The organism is Georgenia deserti, assembly GCF_042680605.1.
Taxonomy (GTDB): Bacteria; Actinomycetota; Actinomycetes; order Actinomycetales; family Actinomycetaceae; genus Allobogoriella; species Allobogoriella deserti.
Window position 1 is genome coordinate 109,141 of the sequence record NZ_JBHUEE010000007.1, and the last position, 25,163, is coordinate 134,303.

The following is a 25,163-nucleotide window of genomic DNA, read 5'->3' on the forward strand; positions in this document are numbered from 1 at the left end:
ATGGAACAATGCCGTCATGCCTGAGCGTGTCGATCTGTCCACCGTGACCCCCGCACTCACCCTCGGCGCCCTGGACGGCCGCTACCGCTCCGCCGTCGCCCCGCTGATCGACCATCTCTCCGAGGCGGCGTTGAACCGGGCGCGGGTCCAGGTGGAGGTCGAGTGGCTCATCCACCTCACCGACACCGGGGCCGTTCCGGGCGCCCCGATACTGTCCGACGCCGACAAGGACTACCTGCGCGCGGTGGTGACCTCGTTCGGCGCGGACGAGATCGCCGAGCTGGCCGAGATCGAGCGGGAGACGCTGCACGACGTCAAGGCCGTCGAGTACTTCCTCCGGCGCCGCCTCGACGCGGCACCGGCCGTGCTGGGCGAGGGCACCGCGCTGTCGGCGCCGGGTGTGGCCGAACTGGTGCACATCTTCTGCACCAGCGAGGACGTCAACAACCTGTCCTACGCGTTGCTGGTCCGGGGCGCGGTCACCGAGGTGTGGCTACCCGCCGCGCGCTCGGTGGTCGACGCGCTCGCCTCTCTGGCAGGCGAGCACGCGGACGCGGCGATGCTGGCGCGGACACACGGGCAGCCGGCCACCCCGACCACCCTGGGCAAGGAGCTCGCCGTCCTGGCCCGCCGCCTGCGCCGTCAGCTGGAACGTGTCGCCGCGGCCGAGTACCTCGGCAAACTCAACGGAGCCACCGGGACCTACGGGGCGCATGTCGTCTCCGTGCCGGGGACGGACTGGCAGGAGGTCTCCCGCACGTTCGTCGAGCACCTCGGCCTGTCGTGGAACCCGCTGACCACCCAGATCGAATCGCACGACTGGCAGGCCGAGCTGTACGCGGACGTGGCCCGATTCAACCGCGTGCTGCACAACCTGGCCACTGACGTGTGGTCCTACATCTCGCTCGGCTACTTCCGTCAGCGGTTGTCCGCCCAGGGCTCGACCGGTTCGTCGACGATGCCGCACAAGGTCAACCCCATCCGGTTCGAGAACGCCGAGGCGAACCTGGAGATCTCCTGCGCCTTGTTCGACACCCTGGCCTCAACGCTGGTGACCTCTCGGCTGCAGCGAGACCTCACCGACTCGACGACCCAGCGCAACATCGGCAGCGCGTTCGGGCACTCGTTGCTGGCGTTGGACAACGTCCGGCGCGGCCTGGCGGGGCTCGATGTCGACGGCGAGGCGATGGCGCGTGACCTGGACGGCAACTGGGAGGTCCTCGGCGAGGCCGTCCAGTCCGCCATGCGCGCGGCCTCGGTGGCCGGCGCCCACGGCATGGCCAATCCGTACGAGCGCCTCAAGGAGCTCACCCGCGGGCGCCGCGTCGACGGCCCGGCGATGCGCGAGTTCATCGCCGAGCTGGGACTGCCGGACGACGTCGCGGCGCGGCTGCTCGCGTTGGAGCCTGCCTCGTACACCGGGCTGGCCGCGCAGCTCGTGGCGGACCATCTCGACTGACCGCGCTCAGGCCGCGGAGCAGCCGCAGGGCGGTCAGTCGCCCTCGAGCACCTGCTCGAAGGTGTGCCGGCCGACGGCGGCGATCACCGGGTCGTCGTCCGACATGGTCACCATCGCCGTCGCCATGCTCAGCGCCCAGGCACGCCCGCGGCGCCAGGTGGCGTCGTCGTAGTGGCCCTCGAGGTGCTCCCGGAAGGTGCGGCGGGCCGACCGATCGAAGGTCATCCACGCCGTGGCCAGGTCAGTGGCGGGGTCGCCGGCGGTCATGTCCCCGAAGTCGATGACGCCCGTGAGCTGACGAGTCCCGTCCAGGATCAGGTTGTGCGGGTGCAGGTCGCCGTGGATCCAGACGGCGGGCGCGCTCCACGGCGCAGTCCGGACAAGGTCGGACCATAACTCGAGCAGGGCGGGAGCCGCGGGCAGGTCGAGCGCACCGATGCGGTCCCGCACGACCTCATCACGAGTGGCCAGCGGCCTGGAACGGAACGGGTTGTCCGGGGCGTCTGCCGGCGCCGGCACGTGCAGAGCGGGCAGGAGAGCCGCCAACGGCTCGGCGATCCGGCGTCGTGCCGGCGGTGCCACGGTCGCGGCACTGCGCCCCTGTATCCAGACGACGACGGACCAGTGCCACGGATAGTACGCCGTCGGCCGGCCGTATCGGAGCGGCGCCGGAAGCAGGACCGACGTCGCCGCACTGACGCGGTCGAAGATCTCCGGCAGCCACCGCTGCTCGTTCTCGGTCAGGGTGGCACCCACCTGCCGGCGCGGGAGGCGCACGGCCAAGGCGTCGCCGAGCCGCCACATGACATTGTCCCAGCCCGCGGCCGTTCGCGTGAGGGGCAGGTCGGCGAGGTCGGGGTGCTGGTCGGCGAGCAGGCGCCGGACGAGTTCTTCGTCGACGTCGACCTCAGCGGGAGGCGTGCGAGCCATGGATCGACGTTAACGCGACGGTCGGGCGGCGCGTGCGGGGCCGGCGACGTTCGACTGACACCACCCCTGGCACCGCGGCAGGATCACTCCATGCCGACCGCACGCGAGATCACCGACCGCATCCTCGCCGAGACGGGCGCCCCGCCGCGTGGGCGTACCGTCGACGGGTTCGTCTTCGGCGACCCGGAGACGGACGTCAGAGGCGTGGCAACCGTGATGATGCCGACCGTGGACGCGCTGCGCGGCGCCGTCGACCGCGGCTGCGGCCTGGTCGTCACGCACGAGCCGCTCTTCTACGACCACCTCGGCGACGACGCGGCGCTCGCCACCGAGCGCGACCCCGTCCACGCCGCGAAGACGGCCTTCCTGCGTGAACACGGCCTGGTCGTCTGGCGCTTCCACGATGCCTGGCACGACAGGGACCCGGACGGGATCCTGGCCGGCGTGCTCGCCGCACTGGACGCGGGGCACGCCGATCCGCCCAGCGCCTCGCCGCTGACGCTCGCCACCTTCGCCCGCTACGTCGCCCACGCGCTCGGGGCGGGTGCCGCCCGCGTCGTCGGCGATCCCGATCTGCCCGTGCGACTCGACCGGGTCGCCGTCCAGCCCGGGTTCGTCGGCTTCGAACGCCACCGTCGCGCCCTGGCCGACGCCGACGTGCTGGTTATCGGCGAGGGGCACGAGTGGGAGGTCGGTCAGTACGTGACCGATGCGGCGCTGCTCGGCCTGGGGAAGGGGCTCGTCGTCGTCGGGCACGCCCCATCCGAGGCCGCCGGGATGGACGCGTGCGCCCGGTGGCTGCGCACGTTCATCGACGTCCCGGTCGAGTTCGTCGGCGTCCCGGACCCGTACGCCCCGGTGCGCTGACGCGTCTGACCAGGCCCGAGCAGCGAGAGGGAGGATCCGGTCGCTCTTGACCGCCGGATTCTCCCTCTCACCGACCCACGCCGTCGGCGCTTGTCGGCATCTGGAGGATCCGGCTACGCTCCGACCGATTGCATCTAACAAGCAGAAAGGTCGGTCATGAGCCAGCGCATCCGAGTGCACTGCATCAACGTCTCCGCTGACGGCGTCGGCGCAGGCCACGAGCAGAGCCTGGACCGACCCTTCGGCTCCGACGTCAGCCCGGGCGATCTCTTCTTCTGGCTCGGCGCCACCGCGCACTGGCTCAATCGCACCGATCCCGGCGGCACCCGCGGGATGGAGGACTACATCTCCCGCGACTACACCCGGAACATCGGCGCCGAGATCATGGGCCGCAACAAGTTCGGCCCGCAGCGCGGACCCTGGGAGAACGAGGACTGGACGGGCTGGTGGGGTGACGAGCCACCGTTCCACACCCCGGTCTTCGTGCTCACGCACCACCCCCGGCCGTCGTTCAGCCTGAGCGACACCACCTTCCACTTCCTGGACGCGACGCCCCAGGAGGCCGCGGACCGCGCCAAGGCCGCGGCCGAGGGCCAGGACGTGCGACTCGGCGGCGGAGTGAGGACCATCCGCGAATTCCTCGACGCCGGCCTGGTCGACGAGATGCACATCGCCGTCGTGCCGATCGAGCTCGGCGAGGGCATCCGACTGTGGGACAGCTCCGAGGAGCTCACGGACCGGTACGAGCACGAACAGGTGAGCGCGCCCAGCGGCGTGACGCATCACTTCTTCTGGCGCGACTGACGACCATTCGGCCCCGGCGATACCGGTGGGCGCGCGGCCGGAATCGTCGTCGGTCGGCTCAGAGCCGTTCCATGCGGCGCAGGATGACCCCCTCACGCAGTGCCCACGGGCAGATCTCGAGCTCGTCGATGCCGAACGACTTCATCGCGCGCTGAGCAACCAGGGCACCCGCAACGATCTGATGAGTCCGCTCCGGGGTGATGCCGGGCAGCTCCATCCGCTGGTCGGCCGGGATCTTCGTCAGCCGCGGCGTCCAGTCCTTCAGACCGGCGAGGCGCATCCGCCGCCGCTCCTCCGGGCCGACGACGGCGACCTGGTGCCCGGCGAGGCGGGCCAGCGATCGGAACGTCTTCGACGTCGCGACCACGTGGTCGGCCTCGGGCAGGTCGGACAACTCCTTGGCGATCGGGGCGAGCGTCTTCTTCACGTGCGCCTTGAGGGCGTCGATCTGCTTGGACGCCGGCGGGTCGTCCGGGAAGAACTCCTTGGTCAGCCGACCGGCGCCGAGCGGGACCGAGACGGCGTACTCCGGCGTCTCGTCGAGTCCGAGGGCCACCTCGAAGGATCCGCCGCCGATGTCCAGGACAAGTAGCCGACCGGCGGCCCAGCCGTGCCAGCGGCGCGCCGCGAGGAACGTGAGCTCGGCCTCGGCCGGTCCGCTGAGCACCTGGAGGGGAACGCCGGCCGTCTCGCTGAGTCGTGCGAGCACCTCCTGGCCGTTGACCGCCTCGCGCAGCGCCGAGGTCGCCAGGCCGATGAGCTCGTCGACGTCGTGCTTGGCGGCGGCCTTGACCGCCTTGCGCACCGCCGTCGTCAGCGCGGCCACCCCGCGGTCAGTGACGGCACCGTCGGAGTCGACGTACCGCATCAGCCGGACCACGGACCGTTCGTCGACCGCCGGCAGCGGACGAGCGTCCGGCGCCGCGTCGACGACGAGCAGGTGCACGGTGTTCGAGCCGATGTCGAGCACGCCGAGTCGCATGGCAGCACCGTAGAACCCGGACGCCGGATTCCCGCAGCCACCCACGCCGGTGTCCTCATCCCGTCTCCGGCCTTCGGGGGATCGGCGCACCCGGCCCGCACGGCATAGAGTCGAGGCAGACGCATACCCGACCGGAGACCTCGACTCGTCGCCATGAGCACCATCCTGCAGAAGGCTGTCACGCCTCAGATGTCCGCCGCGTACCTGGGGCAAGGGCTCGACCGCGTCGCGGGTTACGTCGTCCCGGCGGCGGACGCCGCCGAGGTGACCTCCACCGCCGGGCTGTTCGAGCTGCACGGACTGGGCTTCGAGGGCACACCCTTCTCCCCCGAGGGCCCCATCGACATCCTGCACTTTCCCACCTCACCCACCGCCGTCGTGCTCCCCGCGACGGGCGGGGTGGACGAGGAGGGCCGGAAGGCCACCGGTGGAACCTTCGTCGAGCACCCGCCGTTCAGCGGGACCGGCTTCACCGCGGCCGGCGACGCCGTCGTCCCGCTCTCGTGGATCGAGCACACCCGACTGCCGAGCGGAGCGCGACTGTGGCGTTTCACCCCGGACGCGGACGAGCCGCAGCTCATCGGCACGTATCACGGGGTGGCGTTCGGATGGCAGAACCACCTCGAGGAGGACGTCTTCCGAGCGGTCCCGCCGTCGAAGCTGGTCGGCCACGTCGCCAAGACCGAGGCGGGCACGTTCGCCGCGGACGTGGCGACGGACGAGGATGGACAGCCGAGCGTCGTCACCCTCGTCTCGCACGTCGAGCCGGAGGGGCAGGGCTTCACCCGGACCGAGGCGGGGATGTGGGCGAAGAAGATCCCGGCCGAGGACGCCGACGAGATTTTCGAGCTGCACGCCACGGCCACCTGGCAGGGCATCCCGGTCCGCATGGTCGATCAGGGGCCGAACGCCGAGGGTGAGACGGTCGCGCACGTCACCTCGCTCCTGCACAACGCCATCACCGCCGAGCAGCTCGGCATGGACAAGCTGGATGTCGGGGTCTACGAGAAGACCGTCCAGCTCCCCGAACTGACGAACGTGCAGTACGCCCAGCGGGTGCCACGGACGTGGGCCCGCGAGTCTCAGCTCCAGAAGGTCCAGGAGAACGCCGCAGGAGGGCCGGGGCAGCCGGCGGCCATGGCGCCGACAGGGACGCAGCAGGCCGCGACGGTCGGCACGCCGAGGATCAACGTCCCCGCGGGCGCCGATCCGGACGCGAACCCGATGAACAAGCATGCGGCCCACCTGCAACGGGTCGCACAGGGTCTGGTGAACGTGGCGCCGTCGGACTGGAAGTCCGCACGCGTGCTGGCCCGCATGGTGGGGCGGCGCGGCGAGATCGTCGCGGTCTACACCGGCGAGGACGACAAGCAGCACCCGCTCAAGGGCCTGCCGAGGGACGTCGGTCGCGCGCTGGCCGAGATGAAGAAGGCAAGCTACGAGGAGGGCAAGGGGGCGTGGATCACCGCCCTCGTCACGCTCGAGCGCAGCGGCAAGCTCACCCTCAACATCGACCGCACGAACGAGCAGAAGTGGACCACGCCCCCGGAGCCGGAGGACTACGCCGAGGAGCTGCGCCGCTACCCGCGCAGCGAGGACAACATCCCGGATTGGCTGCGGCAGGGACGGGACGCGGCGGAGAGCTAGCCGCCGGTCGTCCGGTCGTCGTTGACCGGCCTCCGCTTCCTCATCACGCCGCCCGCGTCGACACCTTTCCACCGCGGCGAGCGCCGAATCGTCTCGCAGCCCAGGAGGGGCGCCGAGGCGATGCCGCACGGGTACACACCAGTACCCGGTAGGGGTATAGTCGTGCCCCGTTCCGGCCCGACGAGTAGGGAGCACGCATGCACGGCTACAGCCAGAGCAAGGAGGAGTACGCCCGGCGCCTGCGCCGGATCGAGGGGCAGGTGCGCGGGATCGCCCGCATGGTCGACGAGGACGTCTACTGCATCGACATCCTCACCCAGGTTTCCGCGGTGACCAAGGCGCTGCAGTCGGTGAGCATCGGGCTCGTCGAGGACCACCTCGGCAGCTGCGTCGTCGAGGCCGCGAAGCGCTCGGACGACGAAGGCCAGGCGAAGGTCAGCGAGGCTGCCGACGCCATCGCCAGGCTGGTGCGGTCCTGAGCGCCCGGCTCCCGACACCCCCGCAGCCGTGGGTCCCGTCCCACGGCCACCAGACACGACAAGGAGGCTGACATGACCAGCGCGGAGAACCGGACCACCGTCGTCGACGTCGAGGGGATGACGTGCGGTCACTGCGTCGAAGCCGTGACCCGCGAGCTGGAGGCCGTATCTGGGGTCACGGCGGTCTCGGTCCAGCTCGAGGCCGGTGGCGTCTCCCCCGTCACCGTCATTACCGACGCCCCGGTGGACGACGGCGAGCTCCGAGCGGCCGTGGACGAGGCCGGTTACCGCGTCGCCGGCGTTCGCCACTGAGCACACGATCGACGACTCGGCACAGAACTGACGACTCAGCACAGAATCGACGGCTCGGCACAGGAATGACGACTCGGCACACGATCGACGACTCGGCACCTGGGGTGGCGGGTGAGGTGGAGCTCGCCGTCGAGGGCATGACCTGCGCCTCGTGCGTGGCCCGGGTGGAGAAGAAGCTCAGCAAGATCCCCGGCGCCGAGGCCACGGTCAACCTCGCCACCGAGTCCGCCCGCGTCACCCTCTCGCAACCGGTCGACGTCGACGACCTCCTGGGCGCGATCAGCGCGGCCGGCTACAGCGGCCGGGTCGCCCGCGTCACCGGCACGAGCGACGCCGCGGACCCCGCCGCTGAGGACACCGCAGCGGCCGATCGCGGCGCCGACCTGCGCCGTCGGCTGATCGTCTCGGCCGTGCTCACCGTGCCGGTCGTGCTGCTGTCCATGCTCCCGGCCCTGCAGTTCCCGGGTTGGCAGTGGGCGGTGGCCGCCCTGGCGCTGCCCGTCGTGACCTGGGGCGCCTGGCCGTTCCACCGATCCGCAGCACGTGCCGCACGGCACGGCGCGTCCACCATGGACACCCTCGTCTCCCTCGGGATCGCGGCGGCAACCGGATGGTCGTGGTGGGCACTCACCCTCGGGGGCGCGGGTGAGATCGGGATGCGCATGGAGCTGACGCTGCTTCCCGCGCGCTCCGGCCATGCCGCGACGCCGGAGCTCTACCTCGAGGTCGCCGCCGTCGTCGCCACGTTCCTGCTCGCCGGCCGCTACACCGAGTCCCGCTCACGCCGCCGGGCCGGGGACGCGCTCCGCTCGTTGCTCGAGCTGGGCGCGAAGGACGTCACCCGCGTCACGATGGCCGGCGGGCATCGCACGGAGGAGCGGATCCCCGTCTCCGCGCTCGAGGTCGCCGACCTCTTCGCCGTCCGCCCGGGCGAGAAGATCGCGACCGACGGCGTCGTCGTCGAAGGGGCCTCCGCCGTCGACACGTCGCTGCTGACCGGCGAGCCCGCTCCCGTCGACGTCGCCGCCGGCGACGAGGTCACCGGTGCCACGATCAACACCTCCGGGTCCCTGCTGGTGAGGGCCACCCGGGTCGGTGAGCAGACGACGCTCGCGCAGATCGCCCGCATGGTGACGCGTGCACAGACCGGCAAGGCACCAGTCCAGCGCATCGCCGACCGTATCTCCGCGGTGTTCGTGCCGATCGTGCTCCTGCTCGCCGCCGCCACCGTGGGCGCCTGGCTCGTGTTGGGCTATCCGCCGGCGGCCGCGTTCACCGCCGCCGTCGCCGTACTCATCATCGCCTGCCCGTGCGCGCTCGGCCTGGCGACACCGACCGCCCTGCTCGTCGGCACCGGGCGGGCGGCGCAGCTCGGGATCGTCATCAAAGGGCCGGAGATCCTCGAATCGACCCGGCAGATCGACACGATGGTGCTGGACAAGACCGGCACCCTCACCGCCGGTCACATGCGCCTGGCCGACGTCGCCCTCCCGGCCCTCGCCGCCCCGGCCGCTGCGCACGACGGCGACGACCCGGACACGGTCCTGCGGCTCGCCGGCGCCGCCGAGTCCGGCAGCGAGCACCCGGTGGCTCGTGCGATCACCGAGGCGGCCGCTGCCCGCTCCGGACAGCTCCCCCGCTCGTCCGGGTTCGTCAATCACCCTGGGCAGGGCGTCACGGCGACCGTCGAACTCGGCCGCGCCGAGTACACGGTGCTGGTGGGCCGGCCAGGCTGGCTCACCACGCAGGGCGTCGGCGGAGCGGGACCGCAGGACCCGGTGGGCCGGCTCCACGCCGAGGCCGAGGGAACCGGGGCGACGGCCGTCGTCGTCGCGTGGGAGGGGCGCGCCCACGGCGTCCTGGTGTTGCGCGACGAGGTCAAGCCGACCGCCGCCGTGGCGGTCGCCGAGCTGCGCGGCCTCGACGTGAACGTGCACCTGCTCACCGGGGACAACCGGGCCGCGGCCGAGCACGTGGCCGACCGGGTCGGGATCGCCCGCGAGCACGTCCTCGCGGAGGTCCTGCCCCAGGACAAGCTCGACGTCGTCGCGCGGCTCCAGGCGGCAGGTCACGTCGTCGGGATGGTCGGCGACGGCGTCAACGACGCCGCGGCGCTCGCCCAGGCCGGCCGGCAGGGGCTCGGGCTGGCGATGGGGACCGGGACAGACGTGGCCATCGAGGCCGGGGACATCACCCTGATGCGCGGCGATCCGCGCGCCGTTCCCTCCGCCCTGCGAATCTCCCGGGCCACGCTGCGGATCGTCCGGCAGAACCTGTTCTGGGCCTTCGCCTACAACGTCGCCGCAATCCCGCTGGCGGCGCTCGGGTTGCTCAACCCGATGATCGCCGGCGCCGCGATGGCCGCCAGCTCGGTCATCGTCGTGGCCAACTCGCTGCGCCTGCGCCGGACCGGCTGACACTCCCTGCCGGTTGGCGGCCAAGCTGCCAGGCACTTCACGTCGCCGTCGCCGTCGAGTCGAGCACCGGTCGGTCCCGCGTCATCCGGACTCGGTTGAGTAGTGACACCCCGGAGCGCGCGACGGCCGGACGGACGTGCCGCCGGCCTCCGCCGTCGGCCTGATACGTCGAGGCGTGCGCTCCCCGACTCGAAAGCGAGGGACGTGGCAGCACTCGGTCAGCTCGTGACGCCGGACGCCGCGCCACCCGGGAGTGGCCGGCCTCCGGGCAGGCGACGGCAGTCCAAGCAGGTCCGCCGGCGCAACCGACGCGAAGGGCTGCTCTTCTGCCTGCTGATCCTGCCGAACCTCGCAGCGATCGTCGTGTTCGGGTACTACCCGACGCTGTACAACGTGGTCCTCAGCTTCACCGACTGGGACTTCGTCCAACCGGCGCCGGTGCTCGTGGGATTGGAGAACTACACCGAGCTCTTCCGGTCCGGCTCCATGCTCATGGAGGCGCTGACGAACACCGCGATCTTCGTCGCCGTCGCGGTGGTGGGCACGCTCATCGGCGGCATGGCCATCGGGTCTCTGCTCGCTCAGCGGCTGAAGTTCACCGGGCTCGTGCGCACCATCGCCTTCGCGCCACACATGCTCCCGGGCGCCGCCATCGGCGTGCTGTGGCTGTTCATGTTCGACCCGAACTACGGGCTGAGCCGGTGGCTGTTCGCGATGGTCGGCATGGAGTCGCCGCACTGGACCACGACGTCGGACTTCTCCCTGTGGTCCGTCACGATCGCCTACGCGTGGCAGCGTCTCGGGTTCGTCGCGATCATCTACTACACGGCGATCCTGGATCTCCCGCAGGAGGTCTACGAGGCCGCCTCGCTCGACGGCGCCCGGGGCTGGCCACTCTTCCGCAACATCACCCTGCCGCTGCTCAGCCCGGTGACGTTCTTCCTCACGGTCACCGGCATCATCGCGGCGGCGCAGACGTTCGACATCATCGCCACCCTCACCAACGGTGGGCCCGGCACGTCGAGCACCACGCTGCCGTGGATGATCTACGACCAGGCGTTCGTCGACTTCGACATCGGCGCCTCGGCGACGACGGCCACGGTCATGTTCGTCCTGCTTCTCCTCGTGACCCTCGTCCAGACCCGGTACGCGAGTAAGCGGGTGCACTACTCATGACGCTCACGGTCAAGGAACGTGACGAACGCACCCGGAGCGCAGCCGGGAGTCCGACGGCGGCGCACCGGGACGCGCCGCCCGCACCGGCACGGCGTGCGTGGCGCCGGCGCGCGGGCGGACCTCGCCGCCCCGTGCCGGTCACCGTCGCGCTGTACCTGCTCGTGGCGGTCATCTTCGCGGTCTTCGCCGTGCCGCTGTACTGGCTGTTCAGCTCGGCACTCAAGCCCGAGCAGGAGATCTACACGTACCCGCTCACCTGGCTGCCGAGTTCGCTCGAGTGGGGCAACTTCTCCCAGGCCTGGACCTCGGCCCCCTTCGGGGCATTCCTGCGCAACTCGATCATCACGACCGTCGTCGGTACGGCGCTGGAGATCGGTGTGGCGATCCTGTCCGCCTACGCGTTCGCCTTCGTCCGCTTCCGCGGCAAGATGATCATCTTCGCCGTCATGGTCGGCTCGCTCATGCTGCCCGGCCACATCACCCTGCTGGTCAACTACATCACCGTCTCGAACCTGGGTTGGCTGAACACCTACCAGGGGCTGATCCTGCCGGGCATCGCCAGCGCGTTCGCGATGTTCCTCATCTACCAGCAGATGCGGCAGGTCCCCCTCGAGCTCATCGACGCCGCCATGATGGACGGAGCCGGCCACCTGCGGCGCATGCGCAACGTCGTCGTCCCCACCTGCCGGCCGATGATCCTCACGGCCACGCTCATCGTGATGATCACGAAGTGGAACGACTTCGTCTGGCCACTGATCGTGACGTCGACCTCCGACATGCGCACCCTGCCGATCGGGCTCATGTTCCTGCGCAGCCAGGAGGGCTACGACTCGTGGGGACCGGTCATGGCCGGCACCGTCATCGTCGCTGCCCCCATGCTCGTGGTCTTCTTCCTCGCCCAGCGACGCATCATCGGCGGCCTGACCGCCGGGGCCGTGAAGGGGTGAAGTCACCGGCCCGCCCCGCCTGTCCCACTGCTCGATCCGCCTGTTCTGCACCCGTTCACCCCGACGAAGGAGCACACCCGTGCACAACGCATCCCTCACCCGCCGTCGCATGCTCTCGGCCCTGGGCCTGGGCGCCGGTGCCGCCGCGCTCGGCGCGTGCACCGCGCCGGCCTCGAGCAGCGGTGAAGCCGGCGCGAGCAGCAACCTACGCAGCGGGATGAGCCAGGCCGCACTCGGGGAGATCCCGGCGCAGTACCGGGGTCGGACGAACGTCCTGTTCTGGGCACCGTGGACCGGCGGTCTGTTCGACGCCGTCTCGGAGATGTTCACGATGTTCAACGACTCGCAGGACGAGATCTTCGCCGCCATCGAGTCGGTCGGTGGCTATGAGGACCTCAACACGCAGTTCACCGCCGCTCTCCAGGCCGGCGCCGTCCCGGACATGGTCTGCTTCCCGGAGATGCAATGGCTGCAGTTCTACTTCGCCGGCGCGCTCACCCCGCTCGACAACTACTTCGACGACGAGTGGAACCTGGACATCTACATCCAGAACTTCGTGGGCGAGGGCGTGGCCGGTGACCAGACGTTCGTCGTGCCGTTCGCCCGTTCCACGCCGCTCTTCTATTACAACAAGACGCTGTTCCAGGACCTGGGGCTCCCGGTGGACACCCAGTACACCTGGTCGCAGTTGCGGGAGTTCGGCCCCGAGATCGCCTCGGTCACCAACGCCGGCCAGCCGGTGCGTACCTTCGCCTACAGCGAGAACGACATCTGGTACTCCAACTCGTGGCTGTGGGCCTTCGACGGCCGCTGGTCCGACGGATACGAGGTCATGCCCACCGAGGAGCAGGTGCGCGAGCTGATGACCTTCGCCAGCGACTGGGTGCACCAGGACGGGCACGCGTACATGGCGCAGGCCTCGCACACGGACTTCCAGACCGGCGTCGTCGCCGCCACCCACGGATCGACGGCCTCCATGCGCGGTCTGACCGACGCGGTCGACTTCGAGCTGGGCGCGGCGTACATGCCCGGCGAGGTCAACCAGCCGCCCCGGGTGCCGACCGGCGGCTCGGGCTTCTCGCTCGTGCGCACCGAGTCGCAGGAGCGGCAGGATGCGACGGCGGAACTCCTGCGCTTCGTCGCGACGCCGGAGATGTCGGGCTGGTGGCACATCAACTCCGGATACGTGCCGATCGTCGAGGCGGCGGTCGAGGAGCCCGAGGTGCGCGACCTGCACGCGTCGGACCCGAACTTCACCGTGGCCGTGGACCAGCTCGAGAATGCCCAGACCGTCGACACGGTGCACTGGTTCCAGTCCGGCACCACGGCCACGGGACAGGCGTTCGCCTCCCTCACGGGCGACAATGCCGACGTCGAGGACGTGCTCGAGACGCTGCGCAGTGAGCACGAGTCCGTCATCGAGAACAACCGCGACGATCTCGAGGAGTACGGCGTCTGATGCCCACCACCAATCCACTCGTCGTCGGCCACCGTGGCGCTGCCGCGGTCCGGCCGGAGAACACCATCAGCTCGTTCGTGCGCGGCGTCGCGGACGGCGCGGACGTCATCGAGTTCGACGTCCACCTCTCGGCGGATGACCGCGTGGTCGTGATCCACGACCCCACGCTCGACCGCACCGCCGTCGCCGGACGCACCAGCGGCGCGGTCCGGGACCTCACGTGGCCACAGCTGCAGGACGCCGAACTGGCCGACGGCGAGCGCATCCCGACGCTGCGCGACGCGCTCGAGACGATCACCACGCCGATCCAGCTGGAGATCAAGGCACCGGCTGCCGCCCGGCCGGCGGCCGAGCTCGCGCTCGCCGCCGGGGTGGCCGATCGGGTCACGTTCATCAGCTTCCGGCTCGAGGCGCTGGAGGCCGTGCGGGCGGTCGATCCCGGCCTCGCCCTCGGGGTCGTGACCTCGCGGCCGACGGCGGACAAGCTCGCCACGGTCGACGACCTCGGCGCCGACATGTTCTCCGTCGAGATCCCGCACCTGGACCGCGCCCTGGTGGCCGAGCTGCAGCGGCGCGGCGTCCGGGTGTGCGCCTGGACCGCGCTGACCGAGAGCGACGTCCGCGCAGCCGTCGACGTCGGTGCCGACCTCTTGGCGGCGGACGACCCCGGCTGGTGCCGGTCCGTCCTCGAGGCTGCCGCTCACCCGACCGGCTGACGACCCGATCCCGATCTCGAGACAAGGACGCAGACATGGTCTCCCCGCTCCTCGTCGTCTCGGTCGACGCGATGCATCATGACGACATCCCGTTCGCCCGGACGCTCCCGGCCTTCTCACGAATCCTCGAACAGGCCTCGATCGCCGAGATCGAGGGCATCTTCCCCTCGGTCACCTACCCCAACCACACGGCGCAGACCACGGGCTGCCCGCCCGCGGCGTCGGGGATCTTCAACAACCTCCAATTCCAGCCGGGCCGCGGCGACGAGTCCGAGTGGTTCTGGGACGCCGGCCTCCTCCGGGTCCCGACGATCTTCTCGGCGGCGAAGCGCGCCGGGCTCACCACCGCCGCCGTACAGTGGCCGGTCACCGCGAACGAGCGGTCGGTGGACTGGCTCGTCCCGGAGATCACCAACCCGCAGATCTTCGACGGTCTGGAGGACCAGTACCGGCGGACCACCAACGCGGCCTCGCTGGAGAGGTACGTGCTGCCGAATCTGCACCTGGTGGACACGGAGCGCACGAAGGGGAAGTACTTCGGCTTCGTCAACGCGGTCTCGGAGCAGATCCTGCGCCACGAGCGGCCCGACATGATGTTCGTCCACCTGGTCGAGGTCGACACCGCACGGCACGCGGGCGGGGCGTACGGCCCGCACGTGCACGAGGCGCTGCGCCAAGTGGACCGCACGCTGGGGAGCTATCTGGACGCTCTGGAGGCCGCCGGGGATCTGGAGCGGACGAACATCGTCATCGTCTCGGACCACGGCCACCTGGACACCGAGCAGCACACGAACCTCAACACAGTCTTCAAGAACCGCGGCTTCCTGCGGGTGGACGAGACGGGCCGGCTCCTGAACTACGACGTGTTCTGCCTCGGCGCCGGACTGTCCGGACAGCTCTTCCTCGCCGAGGACATCACGGCCGAGCGCCGGACCGAGGTCGAGGCCCTGCTCGCCGAGATCGAGACAGACCCGCGCTACCGGATCGAGAAGGTCTGGACCGCGGACCAGGCGCGGCGGGACTACGGCCTCGACGGGCCGTTCGAATGGGTCGTCGAGTCGGAGCCGGGCGTCGTGGTCGGCATGCTGTGGGACCGGCCGGAGATCCTCGTCAAGGGTGAGCCCGACTACCCGCCGCCGGTCGGTGCGCACGGGCATGCGCCCCGGCACGGCGGGCAGCCCGTCTTCATCGCGACGGGACCGGCCTTCCTGCCGGGCCTCGAGCTGGGCCGGCGCAGTATGCTCGACGAGGCACCGACGTTCGCCGAGGTCCTGGGGCTCGACCTGCCCGACGCCGAGGGCGTGGCCATGTCGGACGCGCTCGCCGCGGTGACCGAACCGGCCTGACGTCAGCGCAGGCCGGCCACCAGGTCCTCGGTGAGCTCGTCCAGGCTGGCGAGTCGCGCCGCGGCGAGGCCAGCGCATCGGCGGCGGGCGGGTGGCCCGGGTGCGGCACGGCGATGACCGCCATGCCGGCTGCGGCCGCCGACCGCAGCCCGTTGGAGGAGTCCTCGACCGCCACGGACCGCGCGGCGTCCACCCCGAGCCGCTCACACGCCAGCAGGTACCCGTCCGGGGCCGGTTTGCCGGCGGGGACCTCCTCGGTGGAGACCGTGGCGCCGAACCGGTCGCTCAGCGCGAGAGCCTCGAGCACCGCGTCGACCAGCCGCCGTGGCGCGGAGGAGGCGAGTCCGACCGGCCAGCGGCCGGCCATCCGCCGCACCGCCTCGACGGCGCCCGGCATGAGCGGGAGGTGTTCGTCCAGCCTCCGGGTCACCCGTTCGATGGCGCGCTCCGCGACCTCCTCGGGACTCCCGCGCAGGCCCACGGTCCGGGACAGGTAGGCCGACCACTCGGACGTGGACATGCCCATCATCGTCTCGGTGGCGTCCTCCGGCCAGGCCACGCCGTCCTCTTGGGCGAGACCACGGCGGACGTCGTCCCAGATCACCTCGGTGTCGGTGAGGATCCCGTCCATATCGAAGACGACGGCGCTCACGCCCGATCCCCGCTTATCAGCTCGCTCGCTCACCGGTCCATCGTGCCGCAGGATCGGCTCAGCCTCCGGACATCACCGGCCCGTTCACTTGTCGCTTCAACCAACATGTGGACAGGGGGTAGGCGAGCGCCGACGCCGGGTCTAGCGTCGTCGACATGACCACGGCCGCGCTCCCCGCCCTCGTGCGCACCCGCCACGAGATGTCGATGTGCGCCTCCGGCTGCATGCCCATGTGCAGCTGTCTGTGCTGTCACTGACCGCGCCCCTCAGCCCGGCCGCCTTCCGGCAGCCCTGAGACCCGGCGCGCGCCGTCGGTCTCCGCCCCTCCCGAAGAGCCGTCGGTCGCGTGCCTGACGAACCCCAGGCCACGAGGACTGACATGACGACCCGCCTGACCGATCCGTCCGCTACCCGCTCCCGCCGTGGGCGCACCGAAGACCGGCCCGACCGCTCCGACCGGCCCTCCCGTCCGCAGCGCCCGAACGGCCAGTGGAAGGTGGACGGCACCGCGCCGCTGAACCACAACGAGGAGTTCAAGCAGGAGTCCGACCCGCTCGCGGTACGGGAGCGCATCGAGCAGACCTACGCCGTCGAGGGCTTCGACTCCATCCCCGGGGACGACCTGCACGGACGGTTCCGCTGGTGGGGCCTGTACACCCAACGCAAGCCGGGCATCGACGGTGGTCGTACCGCCACCCTCGAGCCGCACGAGCTCGAGGACCGCTACTTCATGCTCCGCGTGCGCATCGACGGCGGCGCGCTGAGCACCGAGCAGCTGCGGGTGGTCGCCGGCATCAGCGAGGAGTTCGGCCGAGGGACCGCCGACATCACCGATCGGCAGAACATCCAGCTCCACTGGATCGAGGTCGAGAACGTCCCGGAGATCTGGCGGCGGCTGGAGGCCGTCGGGCTGCAGACCACCGAGGCCTGCGGCGACGTCCCCCGCGTCATCCTCGGCTCGCCGGTCGCCGGCATCGCCAAGGACGAGCTCATCGACCCGACGCCGGTCATCGAGACCATCCAGCGGCGCTACATCGGCGACCCCTCGCTGGCGAACCTGCCGCGCAAGTTCAAGTCCGCGGCCACCGGGCACCCGAGTCTGGACGTGGTCCACGAGATCAACGACGTCGCCTTCGTCGGGGTCGAGCACCCCGAGCTGGGCGTCGGGTACGACCTGTGGGTCGGCGGCGGCCTGTCGACGAACCCGCGGCTCGGTGAGCGGCTCGGGGCGTTCGTCACCGCGGAGCAGGCTCCGGAGGTGTGGCACGGCGTCGTGCAGATCTTCCGTGACTACGGTTACCGGCGGCTGCGGAACAAGGCGCGGCTGAAGTACCTGCTCGCGGACTGGGGCGCCGAGAAGTTCCGCGACGTGCTCGAGTCCGAGTACCTCGAGTACCCCCTCCCGGACGGCCCGCCGGCGCCGGTCCCCTCCGAGCCGGGCGACCACGTCGGCGTGCACGAGCAGAAGGACGGCCGGTTCTACGTCGGCGTCGCGCCGACGGTCGGCCGGGTCTCCGGCGAGATTCTGCGGCGGGTCGCCGAGCTTGCCGAGGAGCACGGGTCCCGCCGGGTGCGGTTGACGCCGTTCCAGAAGCTGCTGGTGCTGGACGTGGCCGGTGACCGGGTCGACTCGCTGATCGCGGGGCTGGACGAGCTCGGCCTGCAGGCCCGGCCGAGCGTGTTCCGGCGTAGCACCATCGCGTGCACCGGCATCGAGTTCTGCAAGCTGGCGATCGTCGAGACGAAGGTGACGGCCGCCGAAGCGATTGCCGAGCTCGAGCGGCGGCTGGCCGACCAGGCCGGGTTGCCGCCGATCACCTTGCACGTCAACGGCTGCCCGAACTCCTGCGCGCGGATCCAGACCGCGGACATCGGCCTGAAGGGCCAGATCGTGATGAACGACGACGGCGAGCAGGTGCCGGGCTTCCAGGTGCACCTGGGCGGCGGGCTGGCCGCGCCGGACCGGGAGGAAGGCGGCCTGGGCCGGACCGTGCGGGGCCTGAAGGTGACGGCGGCCGACCTGCCTGACTACGTCGAACGTCTGGTGCGGCGCTACGCCGACGACCGCGAGGGGGCGGAGACGTTCGCGCAGTGGGCGCACCGGGCCGACGAGGACGCCCTACGGTGAGCAAGGTGTCGGTCGGGCTCGGCGTCGGGCCGCCGATCTCGGCCACCACGCTGCGCAGTGCCGCCACCCCGGACGGCCCGTCACCGGACGGCCCGGACGGCTCGTCCCTGCGCTCGAACGCCGCGGCGTCACGAGCGCGGCTGGCCGAGCGCGAGCGGGCGCGCGCCGACCGGCAGGAGCGGCTAGCGGCCCGGCCGCGCCGGCGGCGTTCGGACGAGGAGCTGCAGGAGGTGGTGCGGCGTGGGCAGGCCGAGCTGGCCGGGTCCGGCGTGGATGCCGCCGACGAGGCAGGCGCGGAGGAGGTCGTCGCCTGGGCGGCCGCCGAGTTCGGCGACTCCCTCGCCGTGGCGTCCTCGATGAAGGACGCGGTGGTGCCGTTCCTGGTCTCCCAGGAGTTGCCGTGGGTCGACGTGCTCTTCGGCGAGACCGGTTACCACTTCGCCGAGACGCTCGGCACCCGGGACCTGGTCGCGCACGAGTTGGACGTGACGGTGGTGGACGTGCGCCCGGAGCTCTCGGTGGCAGAGCAGGACGCGGCGTACGGGAAGGACCTGTTCGCCCGTGACCCAGAGGCATGCTGCCGGATGCGCAAGGTCGAGCCGATGCGCCGCGCGCTGGCCGGCTACGAGGCGTGGGCAACCGGCCTGCGCCGGGCGGACTCGGCCGGACGCCGCGAGGCGCCGCTGATCTCCTGGGACGCCGCCAACGGCCTGGTGAAGATCAACCCGCTGGCCGGGTGGTCGGACGACGACCTCGTCTCCTTCGCGCTGCGCCACCGGCTCCCAGCGAACCCGCTGCTCGCCGAGGGCTACCCGTCCATCGGGTGCGCGCCCTGCACCCGCGCCGTCGCGCCGGGTGAGGACCCGCGGGCCGGCCGGTGGGCCGGCCTGGAGAAGTCCGAGTGCGGCCTGCACGGGTGAGGGCAACCCCACTGCGGGTCTCCCACCCCTCAGCTCCTGCCCAGCCGGCCCGGTGCACAATGGCCCGCATGAGCGTGGCCGCGGGACCCGGGCGCCCGGCCCGCCGTATCCGCGCCGAGATCCTCATCGTGCTGGGACTGAGCCTCGGTCAGTCCGCCGTCTACGCCGTCGTCAACATCATCGCGCGGCTGACGGCCGACGTGCCGCTGGGTGAGCAGGCCACCGCGCTCAACCCCTCACGATCGGACCGCCCCTACCTGGACCTGGCGTACCAGCTGCTGTCCATCGGCTTCGCCCTGATCCCGGTGGCGCTGGCCCTCTATCTGCTCACCGAGCACGGACGCCGCGCCACCGATCGGATCGGGCTGACGTTCCGACCACCCGGCCGCACGCTCGCCGCCGGCGTCGGACTCGCCGCGCTCATCGGGGTTCCGGGCCTGGCGCTCTACCTCGCCGGCCGCGCGCTCGGCATCACCGTCGAGGTCCAGGCGTCCGCGTTGAACTCCGCCTGGTGGACGGTGCCGGTCCTGCTCCTGTCGGCACTGCAGAACGCGCTGCTCGAGGAGGTCGTCGTCGCCGGGTACCTGGTCGAACGGCTCGAGCAACTCGGCTGGCGGCCCGTGGTGGTGATCGCGGCCAGTGCGCTCATGCGCGGCGCGTACCACCTCTACCAGGGCTTCGGGCCCTTCGTGGGCAACGTCGTCATGGGCGTCATCTTCGCCGAGTACTACCGCCGACGACGTCGCACCATGCCGCTCGTGGTCGCGCACGCGCTCATCGACATCGTCGCCTTCGTCGGCTACGCCTACCTGCCCGACGAGCTTCTCGCCACCCTCGGGCTGGGCTCTGGCTAGTGGGCGTGGGCACGGCGCGGCCTCAACCCATCGTGTCGCACACGAGCGCATACCCGGCTGCCAGTCAGCTACCACCGCAGCCTCGCTCCGGCGTCCGTCACGGTGTGGGTCCGTCCGGGCTCATCTCATCCATGAAGGTGCGGACGAGGCGGACGACCTCACGGGGGTGATCCTGGGCGACGAAGTGTCCTGCGCCGGCGACGACCTCGAGCCGCCCCTGTGGCATGCGCTCGGCGGCTTCCCGCGCCAGCCGCACAGGAACTGAGGTGTCTTCCTCGCCATGCACCAACAGCGTCGGGCAGGACACCTCGGACAGGTGGGGCAGGTGATTTGTTCGCATTCGGCGCGGGCCGATCTCGAACCGGTTCCAGTCACTGAAGACGTGGCCCCCATGCCGTCGCTTCGCGGTGTACTCGGCGACGTACGCGGCCGCGAGCCGATCGATCTCGGCCTCGGTGACATCATCGGCAAACGGCAGCCTCCTGCGGGCGAAACGCTCCAACGACCGCGCCGACTGCGCCCGGGTGAGAGCCCAGGAGACAGGCGTCCGCGGGGAGAGGTAAGCCAACTCGTGGGCGGTGACCCGGTCTTGAATCCCGCCGGCCGAGGCGAGCACCATTCGCTCCACACGATCAGGCGCCCGTCGCGCGACACCGAGGCTGACCGCAGCGCCGAGCGACAACCCCACAAGGGTGGCAGCCGACAGCTCCAAGTGATCCATCATCTCGAGCAGCACGCGCTCGAGGGCCTCTTGATCTGCTCGTCCGTGCCAAGGCCAGCTCTCACCGTGCTTGGGCAGATCGGGTGCGAACACACGATGGTCGGTGACGAGGTCCTCGGCAACATGGCGCCATGTGATCGATCCGTTGTCGAGACTGGCCCCGTGCAACAGGATGACCGCCGGGCCGTCGCGACCGCCGGAGCGGTAGGCGACGCTCCCTTCAGCCATGCCTACCCGGCCGGACACGAAGGCACGGTCGAACGAGGTCGGCGCACCTGAACGGCGATGCGTCCCGTACCCGTCAGTCATCGAAGGCCTCGCCGGCGAGGGCGGTCAGGCCCTCGCGGCAGCTGGGAAAGCGCGGGCGCCATCCGAGCTCATACTTGGCCTTGTCATTGCTGAGTCGGATGTGGACAGCCGTCAGCAGTGCGTGGAGGTACGGCCAGGGTCGCAACAACGAAGCTGGGACGCGCAGCGGTCGGCGAGCGCCGGCCGCGGAGGCCATCGCGTCGAGATACTCATCCATTCCCACCGGCTGGTCATCGACGACGTTGTACGCCTGCCCGGCGCGTCCACGCTCCAAAGCAGCGACCGCTGCGTCGGCGGCGTCATCGACATGGATCGGATGGAGGGTTCCGGCCGGCCGCGGAGCAGGCATCACCCGACGTCGGCACAGGCGGAGCAACGTCCGGGTCATCGCGTCCGGCCCGTAGAACAGCCCGTACCGCAACGCAACACCTCCCTCGGAGGCGAGCACCTGATCCTCATTGGACCGCAACGACCGCAGGTGAGCGTCGAACTTCCCACCGACCTCGACGCCGAACGGCTTGTCCTCGGTCAGTGGTTCGTACCCGTGGTCCTGCCAGCCGTACCCCAGGAAGAAGGACTGTGTCACGAACCGCCGCACACCGAGTGCCTGTCCGGCGCGCAGGAGGTTACGGGTGCCCTCGTCTCGGAGAGCGTCCGTGGCGTCGAGGTCACTGTGCCGTCGGGGCATCCCCGATATGGCTGTGGCCTGGTGGACGATGCCGTCGAGCTCGCGACCATTGAGTGCGCGGATCAGACCGTCGCCATCCATGATGTCGGCGGCAACGGGGACTGCGCCTCTGGCTCGGACCCGATCGGCGCCGGTCGGCCTCCGGGCCAGCGCAAGGACATCGTGGCCGGCCGCGACAAGCCGTGACACGACGCGCTGCCCGACGGCACCGGTCGCACCGGCGACCATCACCTTCATCATCGACCTCCGTCCCGTGCCGCGGGGCGTCGGCGGACATGAACAAGGAGCGCGCCACCTCCGAGCACCGCGAAGCCGAGGAGGTACACGGGATCACTCGCGTGTCCACCAGCGGCACGATCTTGATAGTGGTTGTACGCGTGGGCGACGTTGGTGAAGACGAACCCGGCGAGCGCGACCGCAACGACGTCACGCCAGACGAGGGCGGCGATCATCATCATTCCGATCGCGATCTGGAACACCACGGCGTCATGGAGGAAGTGCTCGTGGACGGGCCAGTTCGCCCAGGCGGCAAAACCGACAGGGTCGAAACGGCACCAGGCCCCGACGCCGATCATCGATGCGGCGCCGACCAGCACGCCGACGACGACGATTCGATGGCCCGCCCGACCCGCGCCTGTTCTGGCCAGGCCACGTTCATCATTGCGCTGGTCGTTCACCGTCATGTCGAGTCCATCCTGCCGGGTGTCGTTCGTGGACCGGTCGCGTGACCGCGCAGCCCGGGCGTCTGAGCGATCCAACCGACGTCGATCAGAAAGTCGTGGACGGCGGAGTTGAAAGTGTCCGGCTGAGTGAGGTTGCTGGGATCGAAGGAGTTCTTGAGCACGCGGAGTTCTGCCGTACCGAGCGAATCCACCACGCGGTGCATCAGTTCGACAAGCTGCGGCGACTCGTCTCCGACCAGCCCCAGCACGGGACAGGCCACCTCCTGAAGCCGCGCGTGGTTCTGTACGCGATTGATGGCGAGCCGCATCCGAACTGTCTCCACGCGGCGCATGTTGCGATACCCCTTGACGATGGTGTTCCGGGCGTGCGGCCATCGGGCGTACATTCGGCGGACGGCAGGCAAGGACAGCGACGGCACGAGCAGCATCGGCACAGCGAGCTGGGCCGCCAGGACAAGCGCGGTCCTGGACAAGCGCGAAGCGAGTTTCATATCGCAAAAGGTGTCGCACAGCACCAACCCGGCGATCCGGTCGGGGTAACGGATGGCGAACTCCTGAGCCAGAATCCCCCCGAAGCTCACCCCACAGAGCACCGCACGCGCGATACCGAGGTGCTCGAGCAGTGCCTTCAGGTCAGCCGCCTGCGTGGCCAGGACTCCCGACCTTGCGTGCAACGGTCCAGACCCACCGGCGCCTCGAACGTCGAACGTCACCACTCGATGGGTGATTCTGAAGAAGTCGACCTGCCGCCGCCACGTCGTCCGGTCCATCCCGAGTCCAGCGACGAACACGATGGTCGGTCCGTCTCCGACCACGTCGTATGCGAGGCGGGTCCGGTTCAGCTGGGCTTCAGCCATCGGAGACCTTCTCACGCTCCTCGTACGTCTTCTCCGCTGACACCGGGCGATGTACGACGATGGCAATGACGACCAGACCGATCCCCAGTAACTCCGCGAGCTGCGGCCTCTGAGCGAGAATGAGTAACCCGATGACCGTTGCGGTCGCCGGCAGGAGAGCGGTCATCAACGCGTAGGTCTCACGTGCCAAACGGCGCATGGCGAGCTGATCGAATACGTACGGGATGACCGACGACGTCACGCCGACGCCGATGGCTGCACCGAGTGCGACCGGGTCGGTCAGGGCAGGGAGGCCGGCCACCATGCCGATCGGTGCGGAAGCGACACCAGCGACGATCATGGCGAGCGCGAGTCCGTCGACGCCGGTGAGACCGGTGTGCCGGGATACCCGGTGGCCGATGATCACGTAGCCCGCGAACAACACCATGTTGGCGAGCGCGAAAAGGAACCCGAGCGGAGAACCGGCAAGGCTCACGTCACTGAGCAAGGCCAGTCCGGCGAGCGTCAGCCCGATCGCCACGGCGTTTCGCAGCGTACGAACAGCAAATGCAGCGATGGCGATCGGTCCGACGAACTCGATCGCGGCGACCGTCCCCAAAGGAAGGCGATCGATCGCCAGGTAGAAGACGGAGTTCATTCCGGCGAGCAGCACACCCCAGGCGAGGATCGTTGCCCGTTCGTCTCGGCGCGCGGAGCGCCAGCGCCGCCAGGGTCGGCGCCAGATAGCGAACACGGTCGCCGCGACAAGGATGCGGAGCCAGGCGACGCCGAGCGGCTCGATGCGCGCGAACAGCAAGACTGCGAAAGACGGGCCGAGGTAGTGGAAGATGGCTGAGCCGACGAAGAACAGCTCCGGGCGGATACGCCGACGTTCATGACGTTCCGGCGCCTCTGCGGCGGTCGAGCGCATCATGCTCAAGCACCCCCCAGATCGGCGCGCAGGTGCGATGTCTTCGGACCGCGCAGGACAACCCGTGACCTGAGAGCAGCCATCGCCACCGTCCGGCGGTCTTCGTGCTCCAAACTCTCGCCCCCCCTGGCCGCCCTCATGGCCATGCCACCTCACGTACGACGTCCGACTCGCGTTGCAGCGAGGCAACCACACGCCTGTCTAACGGGTCAATAGCATTATGAGGAGTTAGATTGTCCAAGTGGCTTCGAGTGTTGACCTGGATCCCCGCTCATATCCGGGGACGTACAAGCTGATCGGCGGAACTCCCGCCCTGGATCTGGCCAATCTGGTGAGCTTTCGCGGCACCGCACGCGAACACGACTGGCTAGAACCGTCGGGAAACGCCTGTCGATGGGCCTCCGCGGCTGGGTTGCCCCCGCCAGAGAGGACCGACATCCGACGCCTGCGCAGGTTCCGGGAAGTCGTCGCCCGAACATTCCTCGCCGTCGTCGACGGCGAGTCACCGGATCCGGACGACCTTGCCGACATCGGCGCAACGGCTGCCGCCGCGTTCGCGAATCGACAGCTCGTGTACCCGTCGTCGAGTGGAAGCGATGGCCAAGGCACTCCGGACGCCGGGCCCGTCGCTGCCCGCTGGTACGACCCCTCGCCGTCACTTCTGGGGGTACTGGCCATCGACGCCACGGACCTGCTCACGAGCGAGACCGCGATCGACCGGATCCGAGCGTGCACCGAGTGTCGCTGGCTGTTCCTCGACACCACACGCAACCAGTCACGCCGGTGGTGCGACCCGGGAGATTGCGGGAACCGGGTCCGGCAGCGTCGTCATTACAGGCATCGCTCTCGCGGCGACGCTCGACAGCGGCCGACGTGACTCTGATCCACCCTCCGGCCTGC

Annotated in this window: 23 protein-coding genes and 1 pseudogene; 17 read left to right on the forward strand and 7 right to left on the reverse strand. The window is 70.2% G+C overall.

Annotation, left to right across the window (positions count from 1 at the left end; genetic code table 11):
• Positions 1–16 precede the first annotated feature (16 nt).
• Entirely contained in the window at positions 17–1,459 is a 1,443-nt protein-coding gene (purB, locus tag ACFSE6_RS13490; RefSeq protein ID WP_388007976.1) for an adenylosuccinate lyase, read from the forward strand.
• Positions 1,460–1,492: 33 nt separating this feature from the next.
• Here purB and ACFSE6_RS13495 read toward each other — a convergent pair whose 3' ends face one another.
• On the reverse strand, positions 1,493–2,389 hold the full coding sequence (locus tag ACFSE6_RS13495; RefSeq protein WP_388007979.1) for an aminoglycoside phosphotransferase family protein: 897 nt from the start codon (positions 2,387–2,389) through the stop codon (positions 1,493–1,495).
• Between the two features lie 90 nt (positions 2,390–2,479).
• Here ACFSE6_RS13495 and ACFSE6_RS13500 point away from each other — a divergent pair, with 90 nt between their 5' ends.
• Together ACFSE6_RS13500 and ACFSE6_RS13505 are read left to right on the forward strand one after the other, a co-directional pair.
• The gene (locus tag ACFSE6_RS13500; protein ID WP_388007982.1) at positions 2,480–3,256 is read left to right on the forward strand and encodes a Nif3-like dinuclear metal center hexameric protein; all 777 of its coding nucleotides are present in this window, start codon (positions 2,480–2,482) and stop codon (positions 3,254–3,256) included.
• 156 nt (positions 3,257–3,412) lie between these two features.
• The gene (locus tag ACFSE6_RS13505; RefSeq protein WP_388007985.1) at positions 3,413–4,060 is read left to right on the forward strand and encodes a dihydrofolate reductase family protein; all 648 of its coding nucleotides are present in this window, start codon (positions 3,413–3,415) and stop codon (positions 4,058–4,060) included.
• A gap of 58 nt (positions 4,061–4,118) precedes the next feature.
• Here ACFSE6_RS13505 and ACFSE6_RS13510 read toward each other — a convergent pair whose 3' ends face one another.
• Entirely contained in the window at positions 4,119–5,042 is a 924-nt protein-coding gene (locus ACFSE6_RS13510; protein ID WP_388007988.1) for a Ppx/GppA phosphatase family protein, read from the reverse strand.
• 153 nt (positions 5,043–5,195) lie between these two features.
• Here ACFSE6_RS13510 and ACFSE6_RS13515 point away from each other — a divergent pair, with 153 nt between their 5' ends.
• From ACFSE6_RS13515 to ACFSE6_RS13555, 9 genes are all read left to right on the forward strand, one after another.
• Positions 5,196–6,689 (forward strand): hypothetical protein, encoded by a 1,494-nt coding sequence (locus tag ACFSE6_RS13515; protein ID WP_388007991.1) that lies wholly within the window; start codon positions 5,196–5,198, stop codon positions 6,687–6,689.
• 197 nt (positions 6,690–6,886) lie between these two features.
• Positions 6,887–7,168: a metal-sensitive transcriptional regulator gene (locus ACFSE6_RS13520; RefSeq protein ID WP_388007994.1), complete on the forward strand. Its 282-nt coding sequence runs from the start codon at positions 6,887–6,889 to the stop codon at positions 7,166–7,168.
• 72 nt (positions 7,169–7,240) lie between these two features.
• Positions 7,241–7,480, forward strand: a complete 240-nt coding sequence (locus ACFSE6_RS13525; RefSeq protein ID WP_388007997.1) for a heavy-metal-associated domain-containing protein — start codon at positions 7,241–7,243, stop codon at positions 7,478–7,480.
• Between the two features lie 65 nt (positions 7,481–7,545).
• Complete coding sequence (locus ACFSE6_RS13530; protein WP_388008000.1) at positions 7,546–9,897, forward strand: heavy metal translocating P-type ATPase; 2,352 nt, start codon at positions 7,546–7,548, stop codon at positions 9,895–9,897.
• A 204-nt stretch (positions 9,898–10,101) separates the two neighbouring features.
• The gene (locus tag ACFSE6_RS13535; RefSeq protein WP_388008003.1) at positions 10,102–11,073 is read left to right on the forward strand and encodes a carbohydrate ABC transporter permease; all 972 of its coding nucleotides are present in this window, start codon (positions 10,102–10,104) and stop codon (positions 11,071–11,073) included.
• A complete protein-coding gene (locus ACFSE6_RS13540; protein ID WP_388008006.1) occupies positions 11,070–12,020 on the forward strand; it encodes a carbohydrate ABC transporter permease in 951 nt (316 codons plus the stop codon). Before ACFSE6_RS13535 ends, ACFSE6_RS13540 begins: the two co-directional genes overlap by 4 nt.
• 79 nt (positions 12,021–12,099) lie before the next feature.
• On the forward strand, positions 12,100–13,479 hold the full coding sequence (locus ACFSE6_RS13545; protein WP_388008009.1) for an extracellular solute-binding protein: 1,380 nt from the start codon (positions 12,100–12,102) through the stop codon (positions 13,477–13,479).
• A complete protein-coding gene (locus ACFSE6_RS13550) occupies positions 13,479–14,195 on the forward strand; it encodes a glycerophosphodiester phosphodiesterase (protein ID WP_388008012.1) in 717 nt (238 codons plus the stop codon). Before ACFSE6_RS13545 ends, ACFSE6_RS13550 begins: the two co-directional genes overlap by 1 nt.
• Positions 14,196–14,230: 35 nt before the next feature.
• On the forward strand, positions 14,231–15,541 hold the full coding sequence (locus tag ACFSE6_RS13555) for an alkaline phosphatase family protein (protein WP_388008015.1): 1,311 nt from the start codon (positions 14,231–14,233) through the stop codon (positions 15,539–15,541).
• A 166-nt stretch (positions 15,542–15,707) separates the two neighbouring features.
• Here ACFSE6_RS13555 and ACFSE6_RS13560 read toward each other — a convergent pair.
• Positions 15,708–16,172: pseudogene (locus tag ACFSE6_RS13560) on the reverse strand (HAD family hydrolase); the annotation flags it as partial.
• A 400-nt stretch (positions 16,173–16,572) separates the two neighbouring features.
• Between ACFSE6_RS13560 and ACFSE6_RS13565 the strand changes: the two are divergent.
• The 3 genes from ACFSE6_RS13565 (at position 16,573) to ACFSE6_RS13575 (ending at position 20,095) form a co-directional block, all read left to right on the forward strand.
• Entirely contained in the window at positions 16,573–18,321 is a 1,749-nt protein-coding gene (locus tag ACFSE6_RS13565) for a nitrite/sulfite reductase (RefSeq protein WP_388008018.1), read from the forward strand.
• On the forward strand, positions 18,318–19,241 hold the full coding sequence (locus tag ACFSE6_RS13570; RefSeq protein WP_465254158.1) for a phosphoadenylyl-sulfate reductase: 924 nt from the start codon (positions 18,318–18,320) through the stop codon (positions 19,239–19,241). The genes ACFSE6_RS13565 and ACFSE6_RS13570 overlap by 4 nt, the downstream gene beginning before the upstream one ends.
• 68 nt (positions 19,242–19,309) lie before the next feature.
• Positions 19,310–20,095 carry a CPBP family intramembrane glutamic endopeptidase gene (locus ACFSE6_RS13575; RefSeq protein WP_388008021.1) on the forward strand — a complete coding sequence of 262 codons (786 nt, stop codon included), beginning with the start codon at positions 19,310–19,312 and terminating at the stop codon, positions 20,093–20,095.
• Between the two features lie 97 nt (positions 20,096–20,192).
• Here ACFSE6_RS13575 and ACFSE6_RS13580 read toward each other — a convergent pair whose 3' ends face one another.
• Positions 20,193–21,125 (reverse strand): alpha/beta fold hydrolase, encoded by a 933-nt coding sequence (locus tag ACFSE6_RS13580; RefSeq protein WP_388008024.1) that lies wholly within the window; start codon positions 21,123–21,125, stop codon positions 20,193–20,195.
• On the reverse strand, positions 21,118–22,053 hold the full coding sequence (locus ACFSE6_RS13585; protein WP_388008027.1) for an NAD-dependent epimerase/dehydratase family protein: 936 nt from the start codon (positions 22,051–22,053) through the stop codon (positions 21,118–21,120). The genes ACFSE6_RS13580 and ACFSE6_RS13585 overlap by 8 nt, the downstream gene beginning before the upstream one ends.
• A 35-nt stretch (positions 22,054–22,088) precedes the next feature.
• On the opposite strand from ACFSE6_RS13585, the gene ACFSE6_RS13590 reads away from it, so the two are divergent.
• A complete protein-coding gene (locus ACFSE6_RS13590; RefSeq protein ID WP_388008030.1) occupies positions 22,089–22,541 on the forward strand; it encodes a hypothetical protein in 453 nt (150 codons plus the stop codon).
• Here the strand turns inward: ACFSE6_RS13590 and ACFSE6_RS13595 are convergent.
• Both ACFSE6_RS13595 and ACFSE6_RS13600 read right to left on the reverse strand, forming a co-directional pair.
• Positions 22,493–23,353 carry an alpha/beta fold hydrolase gene (locus ACFSE6_RS13595; protein ID WP_388008033.1) on the reverse strand — a complete coding sequence of 287 codons (861 nt, stop codon included), beginning with the start codon at positions 23,351–23,353 and terminating at the stop codon, positions 22,493–22,495. The two genes, ACFSE6_RS13590 and ACFSE6_RS13595, sit on opposite strands and share 49 nt — an antisense overlap.
• Positions 23,346–24,266: an EamA family transporter gene (locus tag ACFSE6_RS13600; protein WP_388008036.1), complete on the reverse strand. Its 921-nt coding sequence runs from the start codon at positions 24,264–24,266 to the stop codon at positions 23,346–23,348. The genes ACFSE6_RS13595 and ACFSE6_RS13600 overlap by 8 nt, the downstream gene beginning before the upstream one ends.
• Positions 24,267–24,504: 238 nt before the next feature.
• Here ACFSE6_RS13600 and ACFSE6_RS13605 point away from each other — a divergent pair, with 238 nt between their 5' ends.
• Positions 24,505–25,140, forward strand: coding sequence for a CGNR zinc finger domain-containing protein (locus tag ACFSE6_RS13605; RefSeq protein ID WP_388008039.1), 636 nt, complete (start codon positions 24,505–24,507; stop codon positions 25,138–25,140).
• Positions 25,141–25,163 lie beyond the last annotated feature (23 nt).

Coding starts and splice junctions, on each gene's coding strand:
- purB (WP_388007976.1), top strand. CDS start 17: ATGCCTGAGCGTGTCGATCTGTCCACCGTGACCCCCGCACTCACCCTC.
- ACFSE6_RS13495 (WP_388007979.1), bottom strand. CDS start 2,389: ATGGCTCGCACGCCTCCCGCTGAGGTCGACGTCGACGAAGAACTCGTC.
- ACFSE6_RS13500 (WP_388007982.1), top strand. CDS start 2,480: ATGCCGACCGCACGCGAGATCACCGACCGCATCCTCGCCGAGACGGGC.
- ACFSE6_RS13505 (WP_388007985.1), top strand. CDS start 3,413: ATGAGCCAGCGCATCCGAGTGCACTGCATCAACGTCTCCGCTGACGGC.
- ACFSE6_RS13510 (WP_388007988.1), bottom strand. CDS start 5,042: ATGCGACTCGGCGTGCTCGACATCGGCTCGAACACCGTGCACCTGCTC.
- ACFSE6_RS13515 (WP_388007991.1), top strand. CDS start 5,196: ATGAGCACCATCCTGCAGAAGGCTGTCACGCCTCAGATGTCCGCCGCG.
- ACFSE6_RS13520 (WP_388007994.1), top strand. CDS start 6,887: ATGCACGGCTACAGCCAGAGCAAGGAGGAGTACGCCCGGCGCCTGCGC.
- ACFSE6_RS13525 (WP_388007997.1), top strand. CDS start 7,241: ATGACCAGCGCGGAGAACCGGACCACCGTCGTCGACGTCGAGGGGATG.
- ACFSE6_RS13530 (WP_388008000.1), top strand. CDS start 7,546: ATGACGACTCGGCACACGATCGACGACTCGGCACCTGGGGTGGCGGGT.
- ACFSE6_RS13540 (WP_388008006.1), top strand. CDS start 11,070: ATGACGCTCACGGTCAAGGAACGTGACGAACGCACCCGGAGCGCAGCC.
- ACFSE6_RS13550 (WP_388008012.1), top strand. CDS start 13,479: ATGCCCACCACCAATCCACTCGTCGTCGGCCACCGTGGCGCTGCCGCG.
- ACFSE6_RS13555 (WP_388008015.1), top strand. CDS start 14,231: ATGGTCTCCCCGCTCCTCGTCGTCTCGGTCGACGCGATGCATCATGAC.
- ACFSE6_RS13565 (WP_388008018.1), top strand. CDS start 16,573: ATGACGACCCGCCTGACCGATCCGTCCGCTACCCGCTCCCGCCGTGGG.
- ACFSE6_RS13575 (WP_388008021.1), top strand. CDS start 19,310: ATGAGCGTGGCCGCGGGACCCGGGCGCCCGGCCCGCCGTATCCGCGCC.
- ACFSE6_RS13580 (WP_388008024.1), bottom strand. CDS start 21,125: ATGACTGACGGGTACGGGACGCATCGCCGTTCAGGTGCGCCGACCTCG.
- ACFSE6_RS13585 (WP_388008027.1), bottom strand. CDS start 22,053: ATGATGAAGGTGATGGTCGCCGGTGCGACCGGTGCCGTCGGGCAGCGC.
- ACFSE6_RS13590 (WP_388008030.1), top strand. CDS start 22,089: ATGAACAAGGAGCGCGCCACCTCCGAGCACCGCGAAGCCGAGGAGGTA.
- ACFSE6_RS13595 (WP_388008033.1), bottom strand. CDS start 23,353: ATGGCTGAAGCCCAGCTGAACCGGACCCGCCTCGCATACGACGTGGTC.
- ACFSE6_RS13600 (WP_388008036.1), bottom strand. CDS start 24,266: ATGATGCGCTCGACCGCCGCAGAGGCGCCGGAACGTCATGAACGTCGG.